The sequence below is a fragment of the Alteromonas sp. G4i13 genome, assembly GCF_054960505.1.
Genome location: NZ_JBHNYX010000001.1, coordinates 23,104 through 43,509 on the forward strand (window position 1 = coordinate 23,104; position 20,406 = coordinate 43,509).

Here is a 20,406-nt window from a genome sequence, read left to right on the forward strand (position 1 = left end):
ACCCTCTACGTGCTCAAGTTTTACTTTTTCTTTTTAGGCTTAGCTTTTGCCTTGGCTTTGTCTTTGGCCTTTACTTTTTTCTTTTTCGGGCCAATTTTAGGCGTTTTGTTTTTAGGGCGTAGCTCGTCAATAACGCGAGCTTTAAGTGGTTCGCCCATGTAACGTGCGGTTTTGGCTACCATGTCAAAATCGTGGGCCTCAACCAAAGATATTGCAGTACCTTTGGCGCCAGCGCGGCCGGTTCTGCCAATGCGGTGAACATAAACGTCGGCTTTGCGCGGCATGTCGAAGTTAATAACATGGCTCACGTTAGGCACATCAATACCGCGGGCAGCAACATCCGTTGCCAGCAAGATAGGTACTTCACCACTTTTGAAACGGGCTAGCGCTGCAATACGTTTGTCTTGTGGCATTTCACCCTGTAGCCAGCACACTGGGATATCTTTCGAGGCTAAGAAGTCCTTAAGCATTTGCAGGCGTTCGCGGGTTTTCACAAACACAACCGCTGACGTCGTTGTTTCTTGCTTCAAAATATTCACCAGCAATGCTTGCTTGTGATTCATGTCGTCAGCAAGGTGATACCACTGATGAATTTTGTTCTTCTCTTTACGCGATGGGTTCGCTTCAATCACTTCAGGATTGTTGAGAATGTCATGAGCGAAAGTCTTAACGCCTTTGCCTTCAAGCGTGGCAGAGAACAATAGGTTTTGCTTGCGCCAGCGCGCTTCGGCAGCAATTTGGTTAACTACCGTTGAGAAACCCATATCCAACATGCGGTCAGCTTCATCAAGGATCAAACACTCGATATCACGGCAATCTGCGGCTTCTTTTTCGATATGCTCAAGCAAACGACCTGGCGTGGCCACAAGAATATCGAGATTCTTGCTTAAGGTTTCTTTATCGGTACCGTAGTTAATACCACCGGTTATTACCCCGCACACAATTTGTGTATGCTTTGTTATGGCTAGGGCTTGTTCATAAACCTGTAGCGCTAACTCGCGGGTAGGCGTTAGGATCAAAATACGTGTAGCACCAGGCTGTCTGCGCGGATAATCAAGTAAAAACTGGCATGCAGGCAATAAGAAAGCGGCTGTTTTACCAGTACCTGTAGGAGCAGAGGCCAAGATATCTCGTCCATCCAACGCATGCGGGATAACCAGTTCTTGAATGCTAGTTGGGGTTTCAAACCCCATATCGGCAGCTGCGTGACACAGTGCTTCGTCTAATTCGAGTTCTTCGAAAGTCATAGTATAAAAAACGCTCTAAATGAATGGGGCGTATTGTAGCATTGCTATACCAAAACATTGAGAAAAACTGGCGTTAAATTCGCACACCGTAGGTAAATACACATTCTGACGCTAACGGGTTGGTACTGTTGGCGTTAAGTAAGTGCAAGTGCGTTAAATCGAGCTTACTCACTTTATCCTCACTTTCAACCCGTGAAATTTCGAAGTAGTAGTTGGCGTACGGTGAATTTGGTTCTTGAAGCTCTAGGTAAGGAAACTGGCGATACTTCCATTTACCCTTTACGTCTTCTGAAGATGTGGGCGTTTGAAGTGTGAGGGTATACGTACCGTCTTTGTACAGCGTGAGGCGCTCGCCGTTACCACATCCATTGGCGATATAGTTATGGATAAGATCTTGGGCAAGGAGGGTTCCGTGGGGGCGATTGCCGTCAGGAAACACGAACAGCGCCAAAGAGTTTTTAGTATACCAATGATTGCCTTGAGTGAGTGATTGGACACGGTTTATAGAGTAACCCGCATGCTCTGCGATTCTAGTGGTATTGTCGATTGCTTCTGGTGATTGTAGCAGCAATGAATAGAGCAACGTATTTGTAGACACGGATGTAGGAAAATCAAAGTCGTTTACTTCAACATTCAAGCCTTGGTCCGTTAACTGTTCAGATAAGGCTTGAACTTTGGACAGCTCAAGATATTTGCCATAAAGGTAGACGGTTGGGGGGCTTGCACATCCACTAACTACAAGGGGAAAAGCTAAAGTTATAAGGTACGTTATTATTGTTTTTTTCACTTAAGAATCTCCAAGCCGATGCCAGATTTTTTCATTTAATAGGGCGAATCGTTTGTTTAAAGCGAAGCGCGCTTTGACGTTGTTATTTAACGAGCTGCGAACAAGCAACGAATAACTAGCGAGCAACTGTTGCACAAGAACGCACAAATATAGTTAAGGATTACATTTGTAATCTAAATTAGATAATAGCGACATGCTTAAGTTGTGTAAACGAAAACTTGTTAGCAAAAAGGTGGGGCAAAGGCTGTGAGGGACGGTATAAGCATTAGGTATATCACAGTGATGTAATCAGTGCGCGGTAATCCCAGCTTTGAAGCACGCCATCAGAGGAGAGGGTAACAACATCACCATCCTTGTTAAGTGTAATAGCGTGAGTGGTGGCTTCGCTTGAGTAGCGTTTAATTTCCCATGAGGCTATCTCTTCGCCAGAGTTAGCATGCCATAGCGTCACCACTGATTTGGATGATGTTGTCATAAGGTAGTCACCGTTTTCTAAAAATAACCCTTTTCGGAAAAAGCGGAAACGTTCCATAAATTGTAGTTCAGAGATCACTTCATGGGTGGCGAGATCAATAATTTCGTGGCTGTTCAGCGCATCGGATATAAAAGCTCGCTGAGCTCTATTGTCTAGCACTGAAGCGGTAACTCGACTGCGATATTGCCTTTCTAGCAACACATCGTTTTTGTCTAAATCCCATAGAAACCAGCGCTTATCTATCCCTCCAGAAAACGCATAGTCATCAGAAAAATAGCCTACATGAAGCACTTTCATTATATTGTGCTGGTATTGCAATGCAGTGCTGTTATCAAAATTTAGTAGCAATACGGTACCGTCGGTCATACCAACTAGTGCGCTGTCACCATGGTGGGATAGGGAAGTTGATGACGCTGTGGCGCCGGGATCTATACCACTAAAATGCCAACTACCTACCACGTCACCTGAGCGCAAGTTAATCAGTGTAGTGCTCCAATAGCCTGTGAGCGCTAACCATGCCTTGTCTTTGGAAAACGTAATTAGGTGCAGTGACTCTTCATCAAGCACGTCACTGTGCCATTTGTAGCGCTCTCGTTTTTCATCTACATCCCAAACAGACACCGAGGAGTCGTCAAAAATGAATGCCGCAAGACGGGCATCCTCCGAAAGCGCAGCTTTCCTCACTGGCTCTTGGGTAAAGCGAAACTCGTGAACAGGTAATACGCGCGTCTCTTCAGTGCAACCAAAAAGCGCAAGGAGAACGGTGAAAAGTAAATAAAAAAGTGGTGACGCTAAAGGTGAGAGAAAGCGTCCGTACGTTTTTCTTTCGATCATTGCTTTAGCACAATTATGTATTAATAGAGGCAATAGCGGATAGCTTTGCCCGGTTAAGCGCGTCTTTTATTCCAGGGCCTTTAACGCCCGTGGCAATGATATCTTGCACGTTCACTTGGTTGGCGGCTGATAATGCATTTTCAATGCGCTTTCGTTGGCGTTGCCAATCTATGCCCTTGTTATGAGCATAAGGCGCAAAAGCGCTAAGTAATAATGTGAAACGTTCCTCTCTTCGCCACGCATCACAGCCATTGAACAGGGCAAGTAAATCGGCGGGCGAGTTCTGCGCGTTCAAAAGAAAGCCTTTGAATTTGCAGGCAAGGCTGACGATTTCACTAACTTGGTTTTGCACTTTGAGCCGACTGCATAACTGTTTCGCTTCTTCCTCATTAAGGTGAGTGAGCAGGGCAGTAAACCTTGTTATCAGCCTAGCGGTTTCTGAATCGCTACTTTCAGGTAATGGGGTTTCTGAACCCGTGTATTTAACAACGCTTTCGTTTTCAGCCTTTTCTAGTGCTACCGCCGTTTTTAACGTTTCCAGAGCAGTATCTACGTTTCTTTCAAGCTCAGTAAACCAGTCATTGAGGCCATGGGCTTGGTTTAATACAGTGAAAAAAACATGCGGTGTTTTCTCTAAAAGACTGCGCTTTGTTTCTTGCCATACCCGCTCTGCACTTAGCGTGCTTAGCTCGCCGCTTTGCGCCATAGACTGCATAAGAGCCATGGTTTCAGTGGCGATAGTAAACCCCAAATAAGCATAGCGGGTGGCAAACCGAGCAACGCGAAATACGCGTAAAGGGTCTTCACTAAAGGCTTCAGATACGTGGCGAAGTAGGCGGTTTTCTAAATCTTTTTTACCACCATAGGGGTCGATAAGGTTTCCAAGGTTGTCTTGCGCTATCGCGTTAACGGTAAGGTCCCTGCGTAACAAATCTTCTTCTAACGTGACCGAGCTCGACGCATCGCATACAAAACCGGTGTAACCTTTTCCTGACTTACGTTCTGTACGTGCAAGTGCGTATTCTTCCTGTGTTTTAGGGTGTAAAAAAACAGGGAAGTCTTTGCCTACTTGGGTAAAACCTTGGCTGAGCATTTCTTCCGGCGTGGCGCCCACCACGACATAGTCGCGTTCAACAACCTTTCTGTTTAACAGTGCGTCACGCACTGCGCCACCAACGAGATATATTTGCATGCTCTTCCAACGATTTTTTAGTCAGTAATACTTTTTAGATTGGGAATATATCGACTTTTGACGTGTAACGAAAATCAACCTTCCCAAGGTAACAGAGGCGCAGTATAGCAATGTTACAAATAAAATTCGTAGCCACATCGTTATGCGCTTTCACTTCAAGGTTGCGTCTGGTAGTTTAATCGTCGTTAAAAATTAAAACAGATAGGCGCTTCAGCAACCATGTATTTGAACTACTTCGGGTTAAATGACAATCCTTTTTCGATTGCGCCTAACCCCGATTATTTGTATATGAGCCCAAGGCACAAAGAGGCTTTGGCCCATTTGACCTTTGGCCTCAGAGAAAGCGGTGGTTTTGTAATGCTCACCGGAGAAGTGGGCACGGGAAAAACAACGGTATCGAGAAAACTGTTGCAGCAGCTACCCGATAATACGCAGGTAGCCATGATTTTGAATCCAACCTTATCCGCCCTTGAGCTATTAGCAACGGTTTGTGATGAGCTAGGCTTGGCTTATACACCTGAAAAAGCAAGCCTTAAGTATTTCACCGATTTGATTTTGTCTAAGTTAGCAGAGAATCATCAGTCAGGCATGAATACGGTACTAATGGTTGATGAAGCGCAGCATCTGTTGCCCGAAGTACTAGAACAACTTCGTTTATTGACCAACCTAGAAACGAATCGTGAAAAACTGTTAAAGGTGGTATTGATAGGTCAGCCTGAATTACAGCAGTTGTTAAAGCGTAATGAATTACGTCAGCTGGCTCAACGCATTACCGCTCGTTATCATCTGCTGCCCTTAACTGCGCCAGAAGTCAGTGCTTACATAGCACACCGCTTAAGCGTGGCTGAAGGTGATATCAGTATTTTCAGTAAGTCTACATTGCGCGCGGTGCATCAAATTACGGGCGGGATTCCAAGGGTAATTAATTTGCTGTGCGATCGGGCGTTAACCTTATCTTTTACTAAGCAGCATGCGGTTGTGCAAAAGCCTATATTCTTGGCCGCGGCAGAGCAAATTCTAGGTGAAGATGTTGTCAGTCAGCGCGTGCAAAGCCAGCGTAAATGGTATCTCGCATCGGCGTTTATTTTGGCCATCATTTTCGGCTACGGATTAGGGAGTTTGTATGTCTAATATCGTTGCCATTGACCATTTGAAACCCGGTATGGTGATTGTTCAAATTACCAAGCAAAATGGGCCAGTTAAAATTAGAAAGTCGGGTTTAGTGACAAGCGATGCTATGGTGCAGGGATTGTCTGAAATGGGCGTGCAAGAGGTAGAGATAGATCCTGAGCAAACTGTGGAAATAGCGCCTGTAGTTCATCATAGAACACAAACCCAAGCCTTGCTTCGCGGCGAGCACGACACTACCGCCAAATTTGATAAATCCCTTAACGAGCAGTTTAACCGAAGCCTGTTTTTACCCACGGTAGAAGGATTGCCATCGGCGTGGAAACTATATACCAAGCAAGCAGCACTTTTTGCTGTAGTTATTCTGGGAGGGGCGTGTATTGGTTTCACTGCGGCTACTGTAGAGCGTTGGTGGCCAATGTTTACGGCACAGAGTGTTGCTTCGGTAACAACACCTGAACGCCCTGATTCGCCGGTTGGTACAGTCGGGGACTCTTCAGAGTCTACGCTAGATAGTGATGGAGCACCGGGCCCTTCAAACAATTCAAATAAGCCAGCTTCCCCTAACGCTCTGCAAAGCGGACAAGACATAGGTTCAAGTACAGTTGCTAGTAATAATTCTGGTAACGTGGCGGCCGTTCAACAAGGCATGCAAGCTAACGGCAGTAACCCGCCTGTTGAGAACTTAAGCGCTGTCTCTGGCACAAACTCAAGCGCAACAGACACTCAAGCTAGCAATAACAATGATGTCTCGCAGCGCTCTGGTGCTGACTCAAATAATGACTCTGCACGCAACTCTTCAACGAACTCAAGACAAACCGCGTCTTCAGACGCGTACGAAGGAAAAGTACTAAATGAAGAGGTGTCTCAATCTGATGTATCGGTGTCGCCAGAGCTTATGGCGCGATTTAACGCTGCTGTTGCAGCATTAGATTCGAAAGCAGAAGATGGCGCCCCCGCTGAAGAGCAAACAAGGGTGACGGTAAAAGATGAGCTACCCCGTGTCGACCAACTGCCTGTTCGCCTATTAACACGACTTCCTACCATGAATTTTAGCGCGCATATGTATGCGTCTCGTCCTGCCGATAGATGGGTGAGGGTCAATGGCCGTCAAATAGGTGAGGGCGACTGGATTGCCGATAGAGTGCAGATCGTCAATATTGAAGCGCAACGTGTAGTGCTTGCTTTCGAAAATGAAATTTTTACTATGGCGGCGTTAACCGATTGGTAATTACTATCTGTTAGTTCCAAAAAACACTAACAAGTGACCCGTCCTAAGCTAGGTTGACAGTTTTTAGGCCAGCTCTAGTAGCTGGCCTTTTCACTGGTAAAACTGTGTTTCTACAGCGGCATCTGATTGATGAAAACGTCTTTAAAGAATTTTGGCAAGTTCAAACTAAACTCTTCGGGGCGAACGCCTGACACAATCTCATCGTCGTACTGACTTAAATCAACGCGCTTAACTTCATTGAAATGCTGCGACGTGACGCTGTAAAAGGTCATTACGTGAGGGCTTACGGGGTCTTTTGGGTTGATTTTGCTAACAATACCTAATTTACCGCTCTTTAACCTCACCAAGGAGCCAACAGGGTGCACGCCAATACACTGGATAAATTGTTTTACCAATTCTTGGTCTAAGTTCTCTGTCGCAGTTAGTCGCTTTAGCGCTTGAGTAGGCGTGATACTGTTTTTGTGAGTACGGTTAGATGTCAAGGCATCGTAAGCATCCACAATGGCAGCAATACGCGCGAACTCTGAGATTTCGTCACCAACCAATCCTCTCGGGTAGCCGCTTCCATCAACGCGCTCGTGGTGCTCTTCAATGATGCGTAGCGATAGGTCAGAAATATCGCCACACTGTTCAACTAGGTTTGCACCAATTTCAACGTGGGTTTTCATCACTTCCCAATCATCACTGGAAAATTCGCCTGTATTATTGCGAATTTCATCTGGCAGGGAAGACATGCCGATATCCATCAATAGGGCACCTAAACTCACTTGCTCTGTGGTATCTCTGTCATAGCCAAGAAACTCACAGAATATGCCGCTTAGTACACTGCAATTAATACTGTGCTCAAGAAGGTACTGGTCGGTATCCTTGATCATAGTCAGGCAGCTCAGCGCATCTTTATTATCAAATACACTTTCGATCAGGCTTTGCGACAGCGACTCCATGGGAGACAAATCTTTTACCGCCCCATTTTTAAGCGACTTTAAAAAGCTGCTTTGAATAGCAATTGCGCTGCTGTAAAGCTCGTTGGCTTCGTTAATTGAATCACGACCCACTGGCTTAACAACCGGTTTAGTCACTTCGGGCTCTTTTTCTTTAGCTGGCTCGGGTGGCACAGCTGGCTCGGGCAGCTTAGACTTCGCAAGATCTACTTCGACGCTTAAAATACCTTTCGATTTTAGACTATCAATAATGGCTTGGGTTTTCACAATGCCTTTAGAGCGCATTTTAAGTGAGCCTGTTTGTTCAAGTACTTGATTGACGTACATTCCTGGCTGCAAATCATCAATGGGTACCTGTTCTAGCATTATTTCTCCTGTGAGGCACAACGTTGCCATAGCCTTCAATTACAATAGAAATGAATAGTACGATATTCCAGTGAAAAAAGTGAGGAGTTTATTAGTCTTTAGTATAGCTAGAGTCAGCGAATATAAGATTAACGTATTCGTGAGAAAACGTGTGACGTGTAAATGTGTCGAGAAGTTGCTTATAGCTCAAATCAGGTGAACTGATATTCTCTATGCGGTTTGGTATTAGGCGTATTGATACGAAGTTAAGGTAAAGGCATGGAAGAGAGAAATAAACAGGGTGCCATCTCGCGACAGCACCCATGTGTCATGCTAGGGCCTTGTTAAGCGCTAAAGCCCCACGCTTTTACAACCATGCGGGCTGTTTATCTTCGAAGGCTTCTATAGCACTTGTGAGTTCTAGCGTTTGACCGATAGCATCTAAGCCTTTAATTAGGTTGTTTTTGTGATGCTCAGCAATATCGAAACTGAAGCTTGTATCGTTAAAACTTACCGTTTGCGCTGGAAGATCAACGGTGATCTTAGTTGCTGGGTCTGCCTTCACTGCAGCAAACAAAGCGTCCATTTGCTCGCTTGATAATGCCACAGGCACTAGCTGATTATTAATGCAGTTGCCGTAAAAAATATCAGCAAAGCTGGTGGCAATAACCGTTTTAAATCCAAAGTCGGCAAGTGCCCACGGCGCGTGTTCTCGGCTTGATCCACAACCAAAGTTTTCGCGAGCTAGCAACAGACTCGCACCTTTGTGCTCAGGCTTATTCAGCGCGAACGCTGGGTTTGGCTCTTTCTCTTCTAAATCCAAATAACGCCAGTCGTGAAACAAATGTTTGCCGTAGCCAGCACGCGTTACGCCAGTTAGAAACTGTTTTGGAATAATTTGGTCGGTATCGACATTGGCCTGATCAAGCGGCGCAGCAATGCCTGTGTGTTGTGTAAAACCTTGTTCAGACATAACTTACTCCTGATAATCTCTAACGTCAGCAAAGCGACCGGTAATTGCAGCAGCGGCAGCCATTGCTGGGCTTACTAAGTGAGTGCGCGCACCACGGCCTTGACGGCCTTCAAAGTTACGGTTACTGGTAGAGGCACATCTATCGCCTGCCACTAGCTTGTCGTCATTCATACCAAGGCACATAGAGCAACCTGGCAACCGCCACTCAAAGCCAGCATCGATAAAGATTTTATCTAAGCCTTCTGCTTCAGCTTGGCGTTTAACGTTACCTGACCCTGGAACGACAATCGCAGTCACTGAATCGGCGACTTTACCGCGCTTGGCGATTTGTGCCGCTGCGCGCATATCTTCAATACGACCGTTGGTACATGAGCCGATAAATACGTGGTTTACTGCAACGTCAGCAAGCTTTTCACCGGGTTTTAATCCCATATACTCTAGTGCTTTTACCGCGCTTTCTTTTTCAATCGGGTCGCTGAAATCTTCAGGAGCAGGTACCGGTGTGTTTACGCCAATAACCTGGCCTGGGTTGGTGCCCCACGTAACCTGAGGAGCGATATCTGCCGCTTCAAGTTCAACCACAGTGTCAAAGGTTGCGCCCTCTTCGGTATAAAGGGTTTTCCAATAAGAGACAGCGTCTTCCCAGTCCTGGCCTTTGGGTGCGTATTCACGGCCTTCAAGGTAGGCGAAGGTTTTCTCGTCTGGTGCAACAAGGCCAGCTTTCGCGCCAGCTTCAATACTCATGTTACACACCGTCATGCGCTCTTCCATGCTCAAACCGCGGATAGCTTCACCTGCGTATTCGATAACATGGCCAGTAGCGCCAGCGTGGCCAATTTTGCCGATGATGGCAAGAATAATGTCTTTTGCGGTAATACCGACAGGAAGCTTGCCATTTACGTTGATAAGCATGCTTTTCGCTCGGCTTTGTTTTAACGTTTGTGTGGCCAATACATGCTCTACCTGAGAGGTACCAATACCAAACGCTAGCGCACCAAATGCACCGTGGGTTGCAGTGTGTGAGTCACCACACACCACCGTCATACCAGGCTGAATTAGACCTAATTCAGGGCCCATAACGTGCACAATACCTTGCTTTTGGTGACCCACTGGAAATAGCTGAATGCCGTGTTCTTCACAGTTTTTTGCCAAGGTTTGTAGCTGAAGCGCATTCGCCGGACCACAGGCATCAATTGCCAGTGAACGGGTTGAAATGCTGTGATCCATAGTACCAACCGTGCGATCAGGGCGTCGTACTTTACGGCCTTTTTCATTAAGGCCAGCGAATGCCTGAGGTGACGTTACTTCATGAATTAAGTGACGGTCGATATAAATTAAGCTGTCTTCACCGATTTGGTCAATAATGTGGGCTTGCCACACTTTGTCATATAAGGTCTTGGCCATGAGGTTGTTTTACTCCTGCGCCATTAATTGTTTAACGATTTCATCGCCTACTTGCGACGTGCTTGCCGCTTGGCTGCGTTTGTCAGAAGGAAGTAACTCGCCTGTAAGTACACCTGCTTCTAGCGTTGCCACTACGGCCTTTTCAATTGCGTCGGCAGCATCATTCAAGTTCATGCTGAAACGCAGCATCATGGCGGCCGATAAAGTTTGTGCGATAGGGTTAGCAATGCCTTGGCCTGCAATATCTGGAGCCGAACCGCCTGCTGGCTCATAAAGGCCGAAGCCTTCCTCGTTCATGCTTGCCGATGGCAACAAGCCCATAGAGCCCGTCATCATAGCGCATTCATCAGAAACGATATCGCCAAAAAGGTTTGAACACAGCATTACATCGAACTGCGCTGGGTTCTTCATTATTTGCATAGTGGCGTTGTCGATGTAGATGTGGTCTAGCTCTACATCTGGATAGTCTTTTGCGACTTCTTCAGCAATTTCACGCCATAAGCGGCTGGTTACTAGTACGTTGGCTTTGTCCACCGACGTCACTTTGCCGCGACGCTTCTGTGCTGCTTCAAACGCTGCAATAGCAATACGGCGAATTTCACGTTTGCTATAGCGCATGGTGTCATACGCGAACTCTTCTTCGCCTTCACCTTCTCGGCCCTTAGGCTGACCAAAGTAAATACCGCTGGTTAGCTCACGCACAACTAAAACGTCTACGCCTGATTTAGCAATGTCTTCACGAAGGGGAGACAGGCTTTCAAGGCCCGGATAAATGCGAGCCGGGCGTAAGTTACTGAACAAGTCGAAATGACTGCGAAGGGTAAGTAGTGCGGCACGCTCAGGACGTTGCTCTAACGGCAAGGTGTCCCACTTAGGGCCACCGATACTGCCAAACAAGATCGCATCGGCTTGCTCACAGCCCAAAAGCGTTTTTGAGGGTAGCGCTTCGCCTTCAGTATCAATGGCGTAGCCACCTACAGGATATGCAGTACGGTTCAGGGTGACGTTAAACTTCTTTTCAACAGCATCTAAAACCTTATTGGCTTCCTGCATAACTTCTGGGCCGATACCGTCTCCGGCTAATACGGCAATTGAATACTGGCTCATTTATACTCCTGCAACGCGTTCTTGTTGGTTTTTTTGCTGATCAATTTGATCGGCCAAATATGTGTTATTTAATACAAAGATAAGGGCTTTAACGCCGGCTTCCACAATATCTGTAGCCAAGCCGATTCCATGGAAACGACGGCCTTTATATGTAGCGATAACGCTCACTTGCGCCAAAGCGTCGGCACCTTCACCTTTTGAATCTAATTTAAAGTCGACAACTTCTAAATCTTCGTGACCTAGTATAGACATGATGGCCTTATAAGCCGCATCTACCGGGCCGTTTCCAATACTAGACTGGGTAATCTCTTCAGTGCCCACTTTCATTTTAACGGTGGCGCTTGGAATGATTTCACGCCCTGAATTAGCTTGAAGATAAAGCAACTGGAAGTGTGCTTGGTCGTGCTTTTGCTTATCGAAGAACAACAAGGCTTCAAGGTCGTAATCGTATACTTGGCCTTTTTTATCCGCTAACTTTAAGAAGGCGTCATACACCGCTTCTAAGTCATAGTCTTCGGTTTTATAGCCAAGTTCGGTTAAGCGATGTTTAATCACATGACGGCCAGAGCGTGACGTTAAGTTTAGGTTGTTCTTATTAATGCCCACACTTTCTGGGGTCATAATTTCATAGGTATTTTGCGCTTTTAAGACACCGTCTTGGTGAATACCAGATGAATGGCTAAACGCATTTGCGCCAACAATGGCCTTGTTTGATTGAACTGGCATATTACAAAGCTGGCTGACTAGCTTAGATGTGCGCGATATTTCGGTAGAATTAATGTTAGTTTCAAAGCCCAACATGTTCTTACGGGTTTGTAAGATCATGGCAATTTCTTCAAGTGAAGCGTTACCAGCACGCTCGCCAATACCGTTTATCGTACATTCAACCTGTCTGGCACCTTGCTCAACAGCTGCTAATGAATTTGCTACCGCTAAGCCCAAGTCGTTGTGACAATGTACTGAAATGGTTGCTTTATCGATATTTGGAACGCGATTGAACAATTGCTGAATAATACCGCCAAACTCTGTAGGTGTTGTGTAGCCTACGGTGTCCGGAATATTTACCGTCGTTGCGCCAGCGTTAATAGCAGCTTCAACCATTCGGCATAGGTAATCAATATGGGTACGCCCCGCATCTTCACAGGAAAACTCTACATCGTCAGTATACTTACGTGCATGTTTCACTGCGGCTACAGCCATATCTACAATTTCATCTTGTGACTTGCGAAGCTTGGCACCTACGTGAATCTCTGACGTTGCGATGAAGGTGTGAATTCTGAATTGCTCAGCAACGCTTAATGCTTGTCCGCATGCATCAATGTCACCCGGCAATGCGCGAGATAGGCCACAAACGATAGAGTTCTTAACTTCTTTTGCAATCATTTGTACAGAGCGAAAATCGCCTGGAGAAGAGACAGGAAAGCCAGCTTCGATAATGTCTACGCCTAACCGTTCGAGCGCCAGTGCGATCTGCAATTTCTCTTTGGCACTTAGGCTTGCAGGTAAGGCCTGCTCACCGTCTCGCAATGTGGTATCAAAGATCTTCACTTGATTTGTCATGACGCTCTCTCAGTTGAATAGTTAAAAAAAAACCCGTGCTTGGCACGGGTTTTTGTGAAATTAAATCGCTGGTCGCAATCTACCCGTGCAGTCTGGCTGCCATAAGGAGTAGAGATAGAAGAAGGAAACGAATACGCATGAGCTGTTGTTTCTTTGCTGACCAAGTAGATAGCGACAATGTACCCATGTGGCATGAAGAGGTCAACCATTGTTTACGATAATGAGTATATTTTTCGTGTATAAATGCTTTCTTTTAATTATTTAGGATGCGCATCCTAACGGTGTTCGTTATCAGTAAGCATGGCTAGCAATATCTGTCATTTCAAAGGGCTTTAAGTTTTAACTGCAGGGTTGATTAGGATGTTCGTACTAATTTTATCTATAGAGGTGAAATGCGAATCTTGGCTATTTATGCTTTTTAAGTGGGTTTTTATTCTATACAAGCCTTGTTATTTCTAAGTAACGTAAAGTTCTTCCAATTGATTTGAGTAGATAAGCGCATTTCGCGAAGGGATAAGGCACGGGGTGAACGCTTGGATTTAAAGCTCCATGTGTGGCCACAGCATGCAGCGGTCACTATCGCCTTTGAAGGCCGCAATAGTATTTTGTTTTGAACTGAAAGTGCCGTAGCCGCTTCCAATTCATCGCGTAGTGTTGTTGAGTGAATGCATTCACCCGAGTTAGCAAACCATCCATTTTTGTTCAGATGGAGCTGGGTATTGTCTTGATTTACCATATCAATGGAATCAAGCTCAATGTGAGAACCTTCCATATTTAAAATTAAAACAGGTACAACAAGACCATACCTAGCGTTTTTTCTATACCACGCTTCTCGCTTTTCTACATCGTCTAAATGATTAATGCCGGGGCACTTTGCAGATTGCTTGGCATACCAACTCCCATTATGGGTATCTGTTTTTAGCGGGGATGGATTGTTTGCGATGCCATTACTAATCATATATCGAGCAATAGCTTTCACGTGATAGGGAAGCCCGCCCATTCGACGCTTAAGCAGCGATAGGTTTTTTATCTCGCTATGAGCTAGAGAGACGATTTCTCTTTCATACAGAGCAGTACATATTTCATTGAATTGAGGGTGGCTTCCACCGAGTTCACCAGCTTCACTGAAAAAGCCAACTTGGGCGTTGGGTAAAGAGTGGGAAAGTTTGTCGCCTGAAGCCATCGGGATTATCAAATACCTGTCTAAAGTTATTTAACCCTAGCAAGATTAAGCGCTTGTTGCTACACGGTTTCATTAAACAATGCGAAAAAATAGACACAAAAAAAGCCGCTATAGAAAGCGGCTTTTCATCATATTCTCAGGCGTCAATTATTGGCCTTTGATTTCGCTACGGCCTTTGTAAGTTGCAGCGTCACCTAGTGCTTCTTCAATACGAAGTAATTGGTTGTACTTAGCAACACGGTCAGAACGGCATAGTGAACCCGTCTTGATTTGGCCCGCCGCTGTACCTACTGCAAGGTCAGCAATTGTGGCGTCTTCAGTTTCACCAGAGCGGTGAGAGATAACCGCTGTAAAGCCCGCATCTTTCGCCATCTTAATAGCGTTAAGGGTTTCAGTCAGTGAACCGATTTGGTTGAACTTGATAAGGATTGAGTTACCAATACCGTTATCAATACCGCGCTTAAGAATTTTAGTGTTAGTTACAAACAAGTCGTCACCAACTAGCTGTACTTTGTCACCAATCTTCTTAGTTAGGCTTGCCCAGCCGTCCCAGTCGCTTTCGTCCAGGCCGTCTTCAATAGATACAATTGGGTATTGTGAAGAAAGGTCAGCAAGGTAGTCGCCAAACGCTTCTGAATCGAAGCTCTTATCTTCGCCAGATAGTACGTATTTGCCATCTTTATAGAATTCAGACGCCGCGCAGTCTAGTGCAAGGGTAATGTCTTCATTCATTTTGTAGCCAGCGTTTTCAACGGCTTCTACGATTACTGCAAGCGCTTCAGCGTTTGAGCTAAGGTTAGGGGCAAAACCACCTTCATCACCAACCGCTGTGTTAAGGCCTTTAGCAGACAGTACTTTCTTAAGAGCGTGGAAGATTTCAGCACCCATACGTAGCGCTTCTTTGAAGCTCTTCGCGCCAACTGGCTGTACCATGAACTCTTGAATGTCTACGTTGTTATCAGCGTGCTCACCACCGTTGATGATGTTCATCATTGGTACTGGCATAGAGAATTGACCAGATGTACCGTTTAGGTCTGCAATGTGCTCGTAAAGTGCTACGCCTTTCTCTGCTGCCGCTGCTTTCGCTACTGCAAGTGAAACCGCTAGGATTGCGTTCGCGCCAAGGGTTTCTTTGTTTTCAGTGCCATCAAGGTCAATCATGATGCCGTCGATATCAGCTTGCGCTAGTGCATCTTTACCGATAAGTGCTGGCGCGATGGTATCGTTAACTGCTGCAACTGCCTTTGTTACACCTTTACCTAGGTAACGAGACTTGTCGCCGTCGCGTAGCTCTAGTGCTTCGCGGCTACCAGTAGATGCACCAGAAGGTGCTGCAGCTCGGCCCATTACGCCTGATTCTAAGTAAACATCTGCTTCTACGGTAGGGTTTCCGCGTGAATCTAAGATTTCGCGTCCGATAATGCGACTAATTTTCGCCATGTTTTTTCCTCAACAATTGAATGGGGCGCAACGGGAGAGAGCGCCCTTTTATTAGAAATTAGTGATTTTCTTTCTGGTATTTTCCTGCCGCAGCAACGAAACCAGTGAATAATGGGTGTCCATCCCGAGGAGTTGATGTGAACTCAGGGTGGAATTGGCCCGCAATGAACCAAGGATGATCAGGGATTTCTACTACTTCTACAAGTCGCTTGTCAGTGGACAAACCACTTACCTTTAATCCAGCTGCTTCGATTTGGTCGCGTAGGTTATTGTTCACTTCATAACGGTGACGGTGACGCTCATAAATCTCTGTGCTGCCATACATCTCATGCACTTTTGTGCCGTCAATAAGGTGGCAAAGCTGGCTGCCTAAGCGCATAGTACCACCAAGATCTGAGTTTTCAGTGCGAGTTTCAGTTGTACCAGCTGCGTCTAACCACTCAGTGATTAGGCCCACAACAGGATAAGGCGTTTCAGGGTCGAACTCTGTGCTGTTCGCATTTTCCATACCTGCAACATTGCGCGCGTACTCGATAAGCGCTACCTGCATACCTAAGCAAATGCCAAGGTAAGGGACTTTGTTTTCACGGGCATAACGAGCAGCAGCAATTTTACCTTCTATACCGCGTTCGCCAAAGCCGCCAGGCACCAAGATAGCATCTAGTTTTTCTAGAATTTGGGTACCTTTGCTTTCCACGTCTTGCGAGTCGATGTGGTGAATATTCACGGTCAGACGATTTTTAAGGCCAGCGTGCTTAAGCGCTTCGTTTACAGACTTATAAGCGTCAGGTAGCTCAACATACTTGCCTACCATACCAATATTAACTTCAGCAGTAGGGTTAGACTCAGCGTAAAGTACTTGTTCCCATTCAGATAAGTCGGCTTCTTCACACTCAAGACCGAAACGGTCAACTACCAGCTGATCCATGCCTTGTGCTTTAAGTGCAGCAGGAATGCGGTAAATGCTGTCTACGTCTTTCAAAGAAATAACGGCTTTGTCGGCAACGTTTGTGAATAGGGCGATTTTCGAGCGCTCACTGGCCGGCAGTGCACCTACCGAACGACAAACTAGAATATCTGGCTGAATACCAATCGAGCGAAGCTCTTTTACCGAATGCTGCGTAGGCTTAGTTTTTACTTCACCTGATGCTGGCATATAAGGTACAAGCGTTAGGTGCATGAACATAGCGCGTTCACGGCCTACTTCGGTACCAAGCTGACGAATAGCTTCTAAGAAAGGTTGTGACTCGATATCACCAACCGTTCCACCTACTTCAACAATAGCTACATCATGACCTTCAGCACCTTCAATTACGCGGCGCTTAATTTCATTGGTGATATGAGGAATAACCTGAATGGTTGCGCCAAGGTAATCACCGCGACGCTCGCGCTTTAACACTTCTTCATATACACGGCCGGTAGTGAAGTTGTTGCGCTTAGTCATGCGGGTGCGAATAAAACGCTCATAGTGACCAAGATCAAGGTCGGTCTCAGCGCCGTCATCGGTAACAAATACTTCACCATGCTGGATAGGGCTCATAGTGCCCGGGTCGACATTGATGTAAGGGTCGAGTTTTAACATGGTTACGGTGAGACCGCGAGCTTCCAGAATTGCGGCTAACGATGCTGCAGCAATACCTTTACCTAGCGATGAAACTACACCACCGGTGACGAAAATATAATTTGTCATGCGAAACCTAGAACGTTTGGGTTGTATGGTAAATATAGGCTGAGTTTAGAACAAAACCAGCTACACTTTGGACGGGGCGATAGTATACGCAAATTCATGTGGGCAGACAATCAATTTGCCCACATGATGCGCAATTTATACGCGCTTAAGCTTGGTTTAAGATTGGCTCAGGCGCTTAAGTGTGTAGATAAGGTCTAGCGCTTGGCGCGGTGATAACTCATCGGGTGATAAGTTTTCAAGGGCTTCTACAACCGGGTGCTGCTTATCAGGGAATAGCATTTCAGCTTGGCCTTTAGTATTTGATGTGACTTTAACTGATGCGCTTGTTTTATTTACACCTTTTACCGAGCTCTTCGCTACAAAAGACTCATCGTTGGCTTTCTCTGATCCGTCTTCCGTGCTGGTCATAAGGTGTGATGATTCCAACACCGCGAGTTTTTGTTGCGCTGCTTTTATTACCGCCTTCGGTACGCCTGCAAGTTGGGCGACTTGTAAACCAAAGCTTTTGCTCGCCGCACCTTCTGATACGGTATGCATGAAGCGTATGGTATCTTCAAACTCCATCGCGTCTAAGTGCACATTCACTACGCCGCTTTGCGTTTCTGGAAGTTCAGTAAGTTCGAAATAATGAGTGGCAAAAAGCGTATAAGCATTTAGCTGTTTTGCCAAATAACTCGCGCATGCCCACGCCAGAGACAATCCATCATAGGTACTGGTACCACGGCCTATTTCATCCATTAATACCAGAGAGTTTTCTGTGGCATTGTTTAGAATGTTCGCCGTTTCTGTCATCTCAACCATGAAGGTAGAACGACCTGAGGCTAAGTCATCTGATGCGCCTATACGGGTAAAAATACGATCTAGCTTTCCTATGTGGGCATTTTCTGCAGGTACAAAACTGCCAATACAGGCCAACAGGGCAATCAGCGCAGTTTGGCGCATATAGGTCGACTTACCGCCCATGTTCGGACCGGTAATAATTAGCATGCGGCGCTCGGTATCTAGCTGAAGCGGGTTGGCAATGAAGGGGTCTTTCATCACGTTCTCAACCACAGGGTGGCGGCCGGCATCATAAGTAAGCGCACATTCTTGACTCAAATGAGGTCGATACCAATCAAGGGAGACTGCGCGTTCGGCAAAACAGCATAGCACGTCTAATTTGGCTAGCGCCGCAGCGGTTTCAATTAAGTTGTTTAAGTGCGGCGCAAAGTTGTCAAACAAGGCTTCATAAAGCTGCTTTTCAAGAGCAAGCGCAGCGCCCTGACTGCTTAGCACTTTATCTTCGTGCTCTTTAAGTTCTGGCGTTATATAACGTTCAGTGTTTTTAAGGGTTTGTCTTCGAATATATTCAGCAGGCGCTAATGCACTGTTCGCCCGGCTAATTTCAATAAAGAACCCGTGAACTTTGTTATAGCCCACTTTTAGCGTAGAAATGCCGGTGCGCTCGCGCTCACGTTGTTCCATAGCGTCTAAGTAGTCGGTAGCACCTTGTGATAGCTTGCGCAATTCATCAAGTTCGGCGTTGTAACCCTCGGCAATTACGCCGCCATCGCGTATTACCACTGGTGGGTTATCGATAATGGCATCATTTAACAGAGCTTGAAGCTCAGGGTAAGTGCCAATGGTTTCGCTAATACTTCGGATTTGCCCTGTGTCGAACCGAGCTAGAGCATCTTGTAAATCAGGCAGGGCGTTAAAGGCATTTTTTAGGCGAGCGAAGTCGCGTGGCCTCGCTGAACGAAGGGCTAAGCGCGCCATAATACGCTCAATGTCACCAATGTGTTTGAGCGCTGCGCGAATATCTTCAGGGTCGTCATTAATGAAAGTTTCAACAGCATCTAAGCGGCTGTGCAGTTCATGCTGGTCGGTTAAAGGCGAATGAATAACACGCTGTAGCATACGACTACCCATGGCCGTAGTGGTGGTATCCATCACGCTGAACAGCGTATTTTCCTGTCCGCCCGACAAATTATGGGTAAGTTCTAGGTTTCTGCGGGTGGCAGCATCAAGCTGCACGCGGCTGTCTTGCTGTTCGGTCTGAATGCGGCGAATGTGAGGCAGAGCAGTACGCTGGGTATCCTTTACATATTGTAAAACGCAGCCCGCTGCGCCTAAGCCTTTAGTGACGCCTTTTATTCCAAAGCCATCTAATGTTTTGGTTTCAAACTGCGCGTTTAATTGCTCTGAGGCGGTATCAATGTCGAATTCCCATTCAGGACGGCGTCTAAGTCCTTTGCGGTTTTCAACCAATGCTAAGCTTTCAAATCCTTCAGGATAGAGCAGTTCAGCTGGGTTAATGCGCTGAATTTCAGCAAGTAGGCTTTCATCGCTGTCACATTCAAACACAACAAAACGACCGCTCGTAACATCTAGGGTTGCCAGCCCATAGTGCATACTGTGACCACAAACGGCGGCCAGAATATTGTCGCAACGTTCTTCTAACAGCGCTTCGTCGGTGACTGTACCGGGCGTAACAATGCGTTGTACTGCGCGTTCAACAGGGCCTTTACTGGTGGCTGGGTCGCCTACCTGTTCACAAATGGCTACTGACTCGCCCATTTTCACTAAGCGTGACAGATAACTTTCTACCGCATGATAAGGCACACCAGCCATAGGAATAGGTTCACCACCAGATTTTCCTCTGGCTGTTAATGAAATATCCAGTAATTCAGCAGCTTTTTTGGCATCGTCGTAAAACAACTCATAAAAGTCGCCCATGCGATAAAACAGTAAAATATTCGGATGCTGCGCCTTAATAGTCAGATATTGGCGCATCATAGGAGTATGTGATTCCAAAAAATGCCTCTGCGAATTTGTTGCTGGGTTTAATGCCTGTTGAGGGGAATAAATGATAAACTCACGCCCATTA

At 46.1% G+C, this 20,406-nt stretch carries 15 protein-coding genes; 2 read left to right on the forward strand and 13 right to left on the reverse strand.

All coding sequences use genetic code 11. From position 1 onward, the window contains the following. Positions 1 to 20: 20 nt before the first annotated feature. From srmB to ACFI6J_RS00140, 4 genes are all read right to left on the reverse strand, one after another. Positions 21 to 1,247: an ATP-dependent RNA helicase SrmB gene (srmB, locus tag ACFI6J_RS00125; protein WP_014948476.1), complete on the reverse strand. Its 1,227-nt coding sequence runs from the start codon at positions 1,245 to 1,247 to the stop codon at positions 21 to 23. Positions 1,248 to 1,320: 73 nt separating this feature from the next. Beyond that, positions 1,321 to 2,034 carry a hypothetical protein gene (locus ACFI6J_RS00130; protein ID WP_342291107.1) on the reverse strand — a complete coding sequence of 238 codons (714 nt, stop codon included), beginning with the start codon at positions 2,032 to 2,034 and terminating at the stop codon, positions 1,321 to 1,323. A 274-nt stretch (positions 2,035 to 2,308) separates the two neighbouring features. Further along, positions 2,309 to 3,343, reverse strand: coding sequence for a WD40 repeat domain-containing protein (locus tag ACFI6J_RS00135; protein ID WP_462585563.1), 1,035 nt, complete (start codon positions 3,341 to 3,343; stop codon positions 2,309 to 2,311). A 13-nt stretch (positions 3,344 to 3,356) separates the two neighbouring features. After that, positions 3,357 to 4,535, reverse strand: coding sequence for a CCA tRNA nucleotidyltransferase (locus tag ACFI6J_RS00140; RefSeq protein ID WP_342291105.1), 1,179 nt, complete (start codon positions 4,533 to 4,535; stop codon positions 3,357 to 3,359). 219 nt (positions 4,536 to 4,754) lie between these two features. Here ACFI6J_RS00140 and ACFI6J_RS00145 point away from each other — a divergent pair, with 219 nt between their 5' ends. Continuing rightward, positions 4,755 to 5,666, forward strand: coding sequence for an ExeA family protein (locus tag ACFI6J_RS00145; protein ID WP_168532564.1), 912 nt, complete (start codon positions 4,755 to 4,757; stop codon positions 5,664 to 5,666). After that, positions 5,659 to 6,894, forward strand: coding sequence for a general secretion pathway protein GspB (locus ACFI6J_RS00150; protein ID WP_342291104.1), 1,236 nt, complete (start codon positions 5,659 to 5,661; stop codon positions 6,892 to 6,894). Before ACFI6J_RS00145 ends, ACFI6J_RS00150 begins: the two co-directional genes overlap by 8 nt. 110 nt (positions 6,895 to 7,004) lie before the next feature. Here ACFI6J_RS00150 and ACFI6J_RS00155 read toward each other — a convergent pair whose 3' ends face one another. The 9 genes from ACFI6J_RS00155 to mutS all read right to left on the reverse strand — a co-directional run bounded on the left by ACFI6J_RS00155 (position 7,005) and on the right by mutS (position 20,315). Continuing rightward, positions 7,005 to 8,201, reverse strand: a complete 1,197-nt coding sequence (locus ACFI6J_RS00155) for an HD-GYP domain-containing protein (protein ID WP_462585564.1) — start codon at positions 8,199 to 8,201, stop codon at positions 7,005 to 7,007. Positions 8,202 to 8,547: 346 nt separating this feature from the next. Further along, entirely contained in the window at positions 8,548 to 9,153 is a 606-nt protein-coding gene (gene leuD / locus ACFI6J_RS00160; RefSeq protein WP_014948483.1) for a 3-isopropylmalate dehydratase small subunit, read from the reverse strand. 3 nt (positions 9,154 to 9,156) lie between these two features. Continuing rightward, complete coding sequence (gene leuC, locus ACFI6J_RS00165) at positions 9,157 to 10,557, reverse strand: 3-isopropylmalate dehydratase large subunit (RefSeq protein WP_239219967.1); 1,401 nt, start codon at positions 10,555 to 10,557, stop codon at positions 9,157 to 9,159. A gap of 9 nt (positions 10,558 to 10,566) precedes the next feature. After that, positions 10,567 to 11,664, reverse strand: coding sequence for a 3-isopropylmalate dehydrogenase (gene leuB / locus ACFI6J_RS00170; protein ID WP_342291102.1), 1,098 nt, complete (start codon positions 11,662 to 11,664; stop codon positions 10,567 to 10,569). Beyond that, entirely contained in the window at positions 11,665 to 13,224 is a 1,560-nt protein-coding gene (gene leuA, locus ACFI6J_RS00175) for a 2-isopropylmalate synthase (protein WP_061484942.1), read from the reverse strand. A 430-nt stretch (positions 13,225 to 13,654) separates the two neighbouring features. Continuing rightward, positions 13,655 to 14,407, reverse strand: coding sequence for a hypothetical protein (locus tag ACFI6J_RS00180; RefSeq protein ID WP_061484944.1), 753 nt, complete (start codon positions 14,405 to 14,407; stop codon positions 13,655 to 13,657). 147 nt (positions 14,408 to 14,554) lie between these two features. Continuing rightward, entirely contained in the window at positions 14,555 to 15,847 is a 1,293-nt protein-coding gene (gene eno / locus ACFI6J_RS00185; RefSeq protein WP_039230614.1) for a phosphopyruvate hydratase, read from the reverse strand. A 58-nt stretch (positions 15,848 to 15,905) separates the two neighbouring features. Then, positions 15,906 to 17,537: a CTP synthase gene (locus ACFI6J_RS00190; RefSeq protein ID WP_014948503.1), complete on the reverse strand. Its 1,632-nt coding sequence runs from the start codon at positions 17,535 to 17,537 to the stop codon at positions 15,906 to 15,908. Between the two features lie 156 nt (positions 17,538 to 17,693). Beyond that, positions 17,694 to 20,315, reverse strand: coding sequence for a DNA mismatch repair protein MutS (gene mutS, locus ACFI6J_RS00195; RefSeq protein WP_462585588.1), 2,622 nt, complete (start codon positions 20,313 to 20,315; stop codon positions 17,694 to 17,696). Positions 20,316 to 20,406 lie beyond the last annotated feature (91 nt).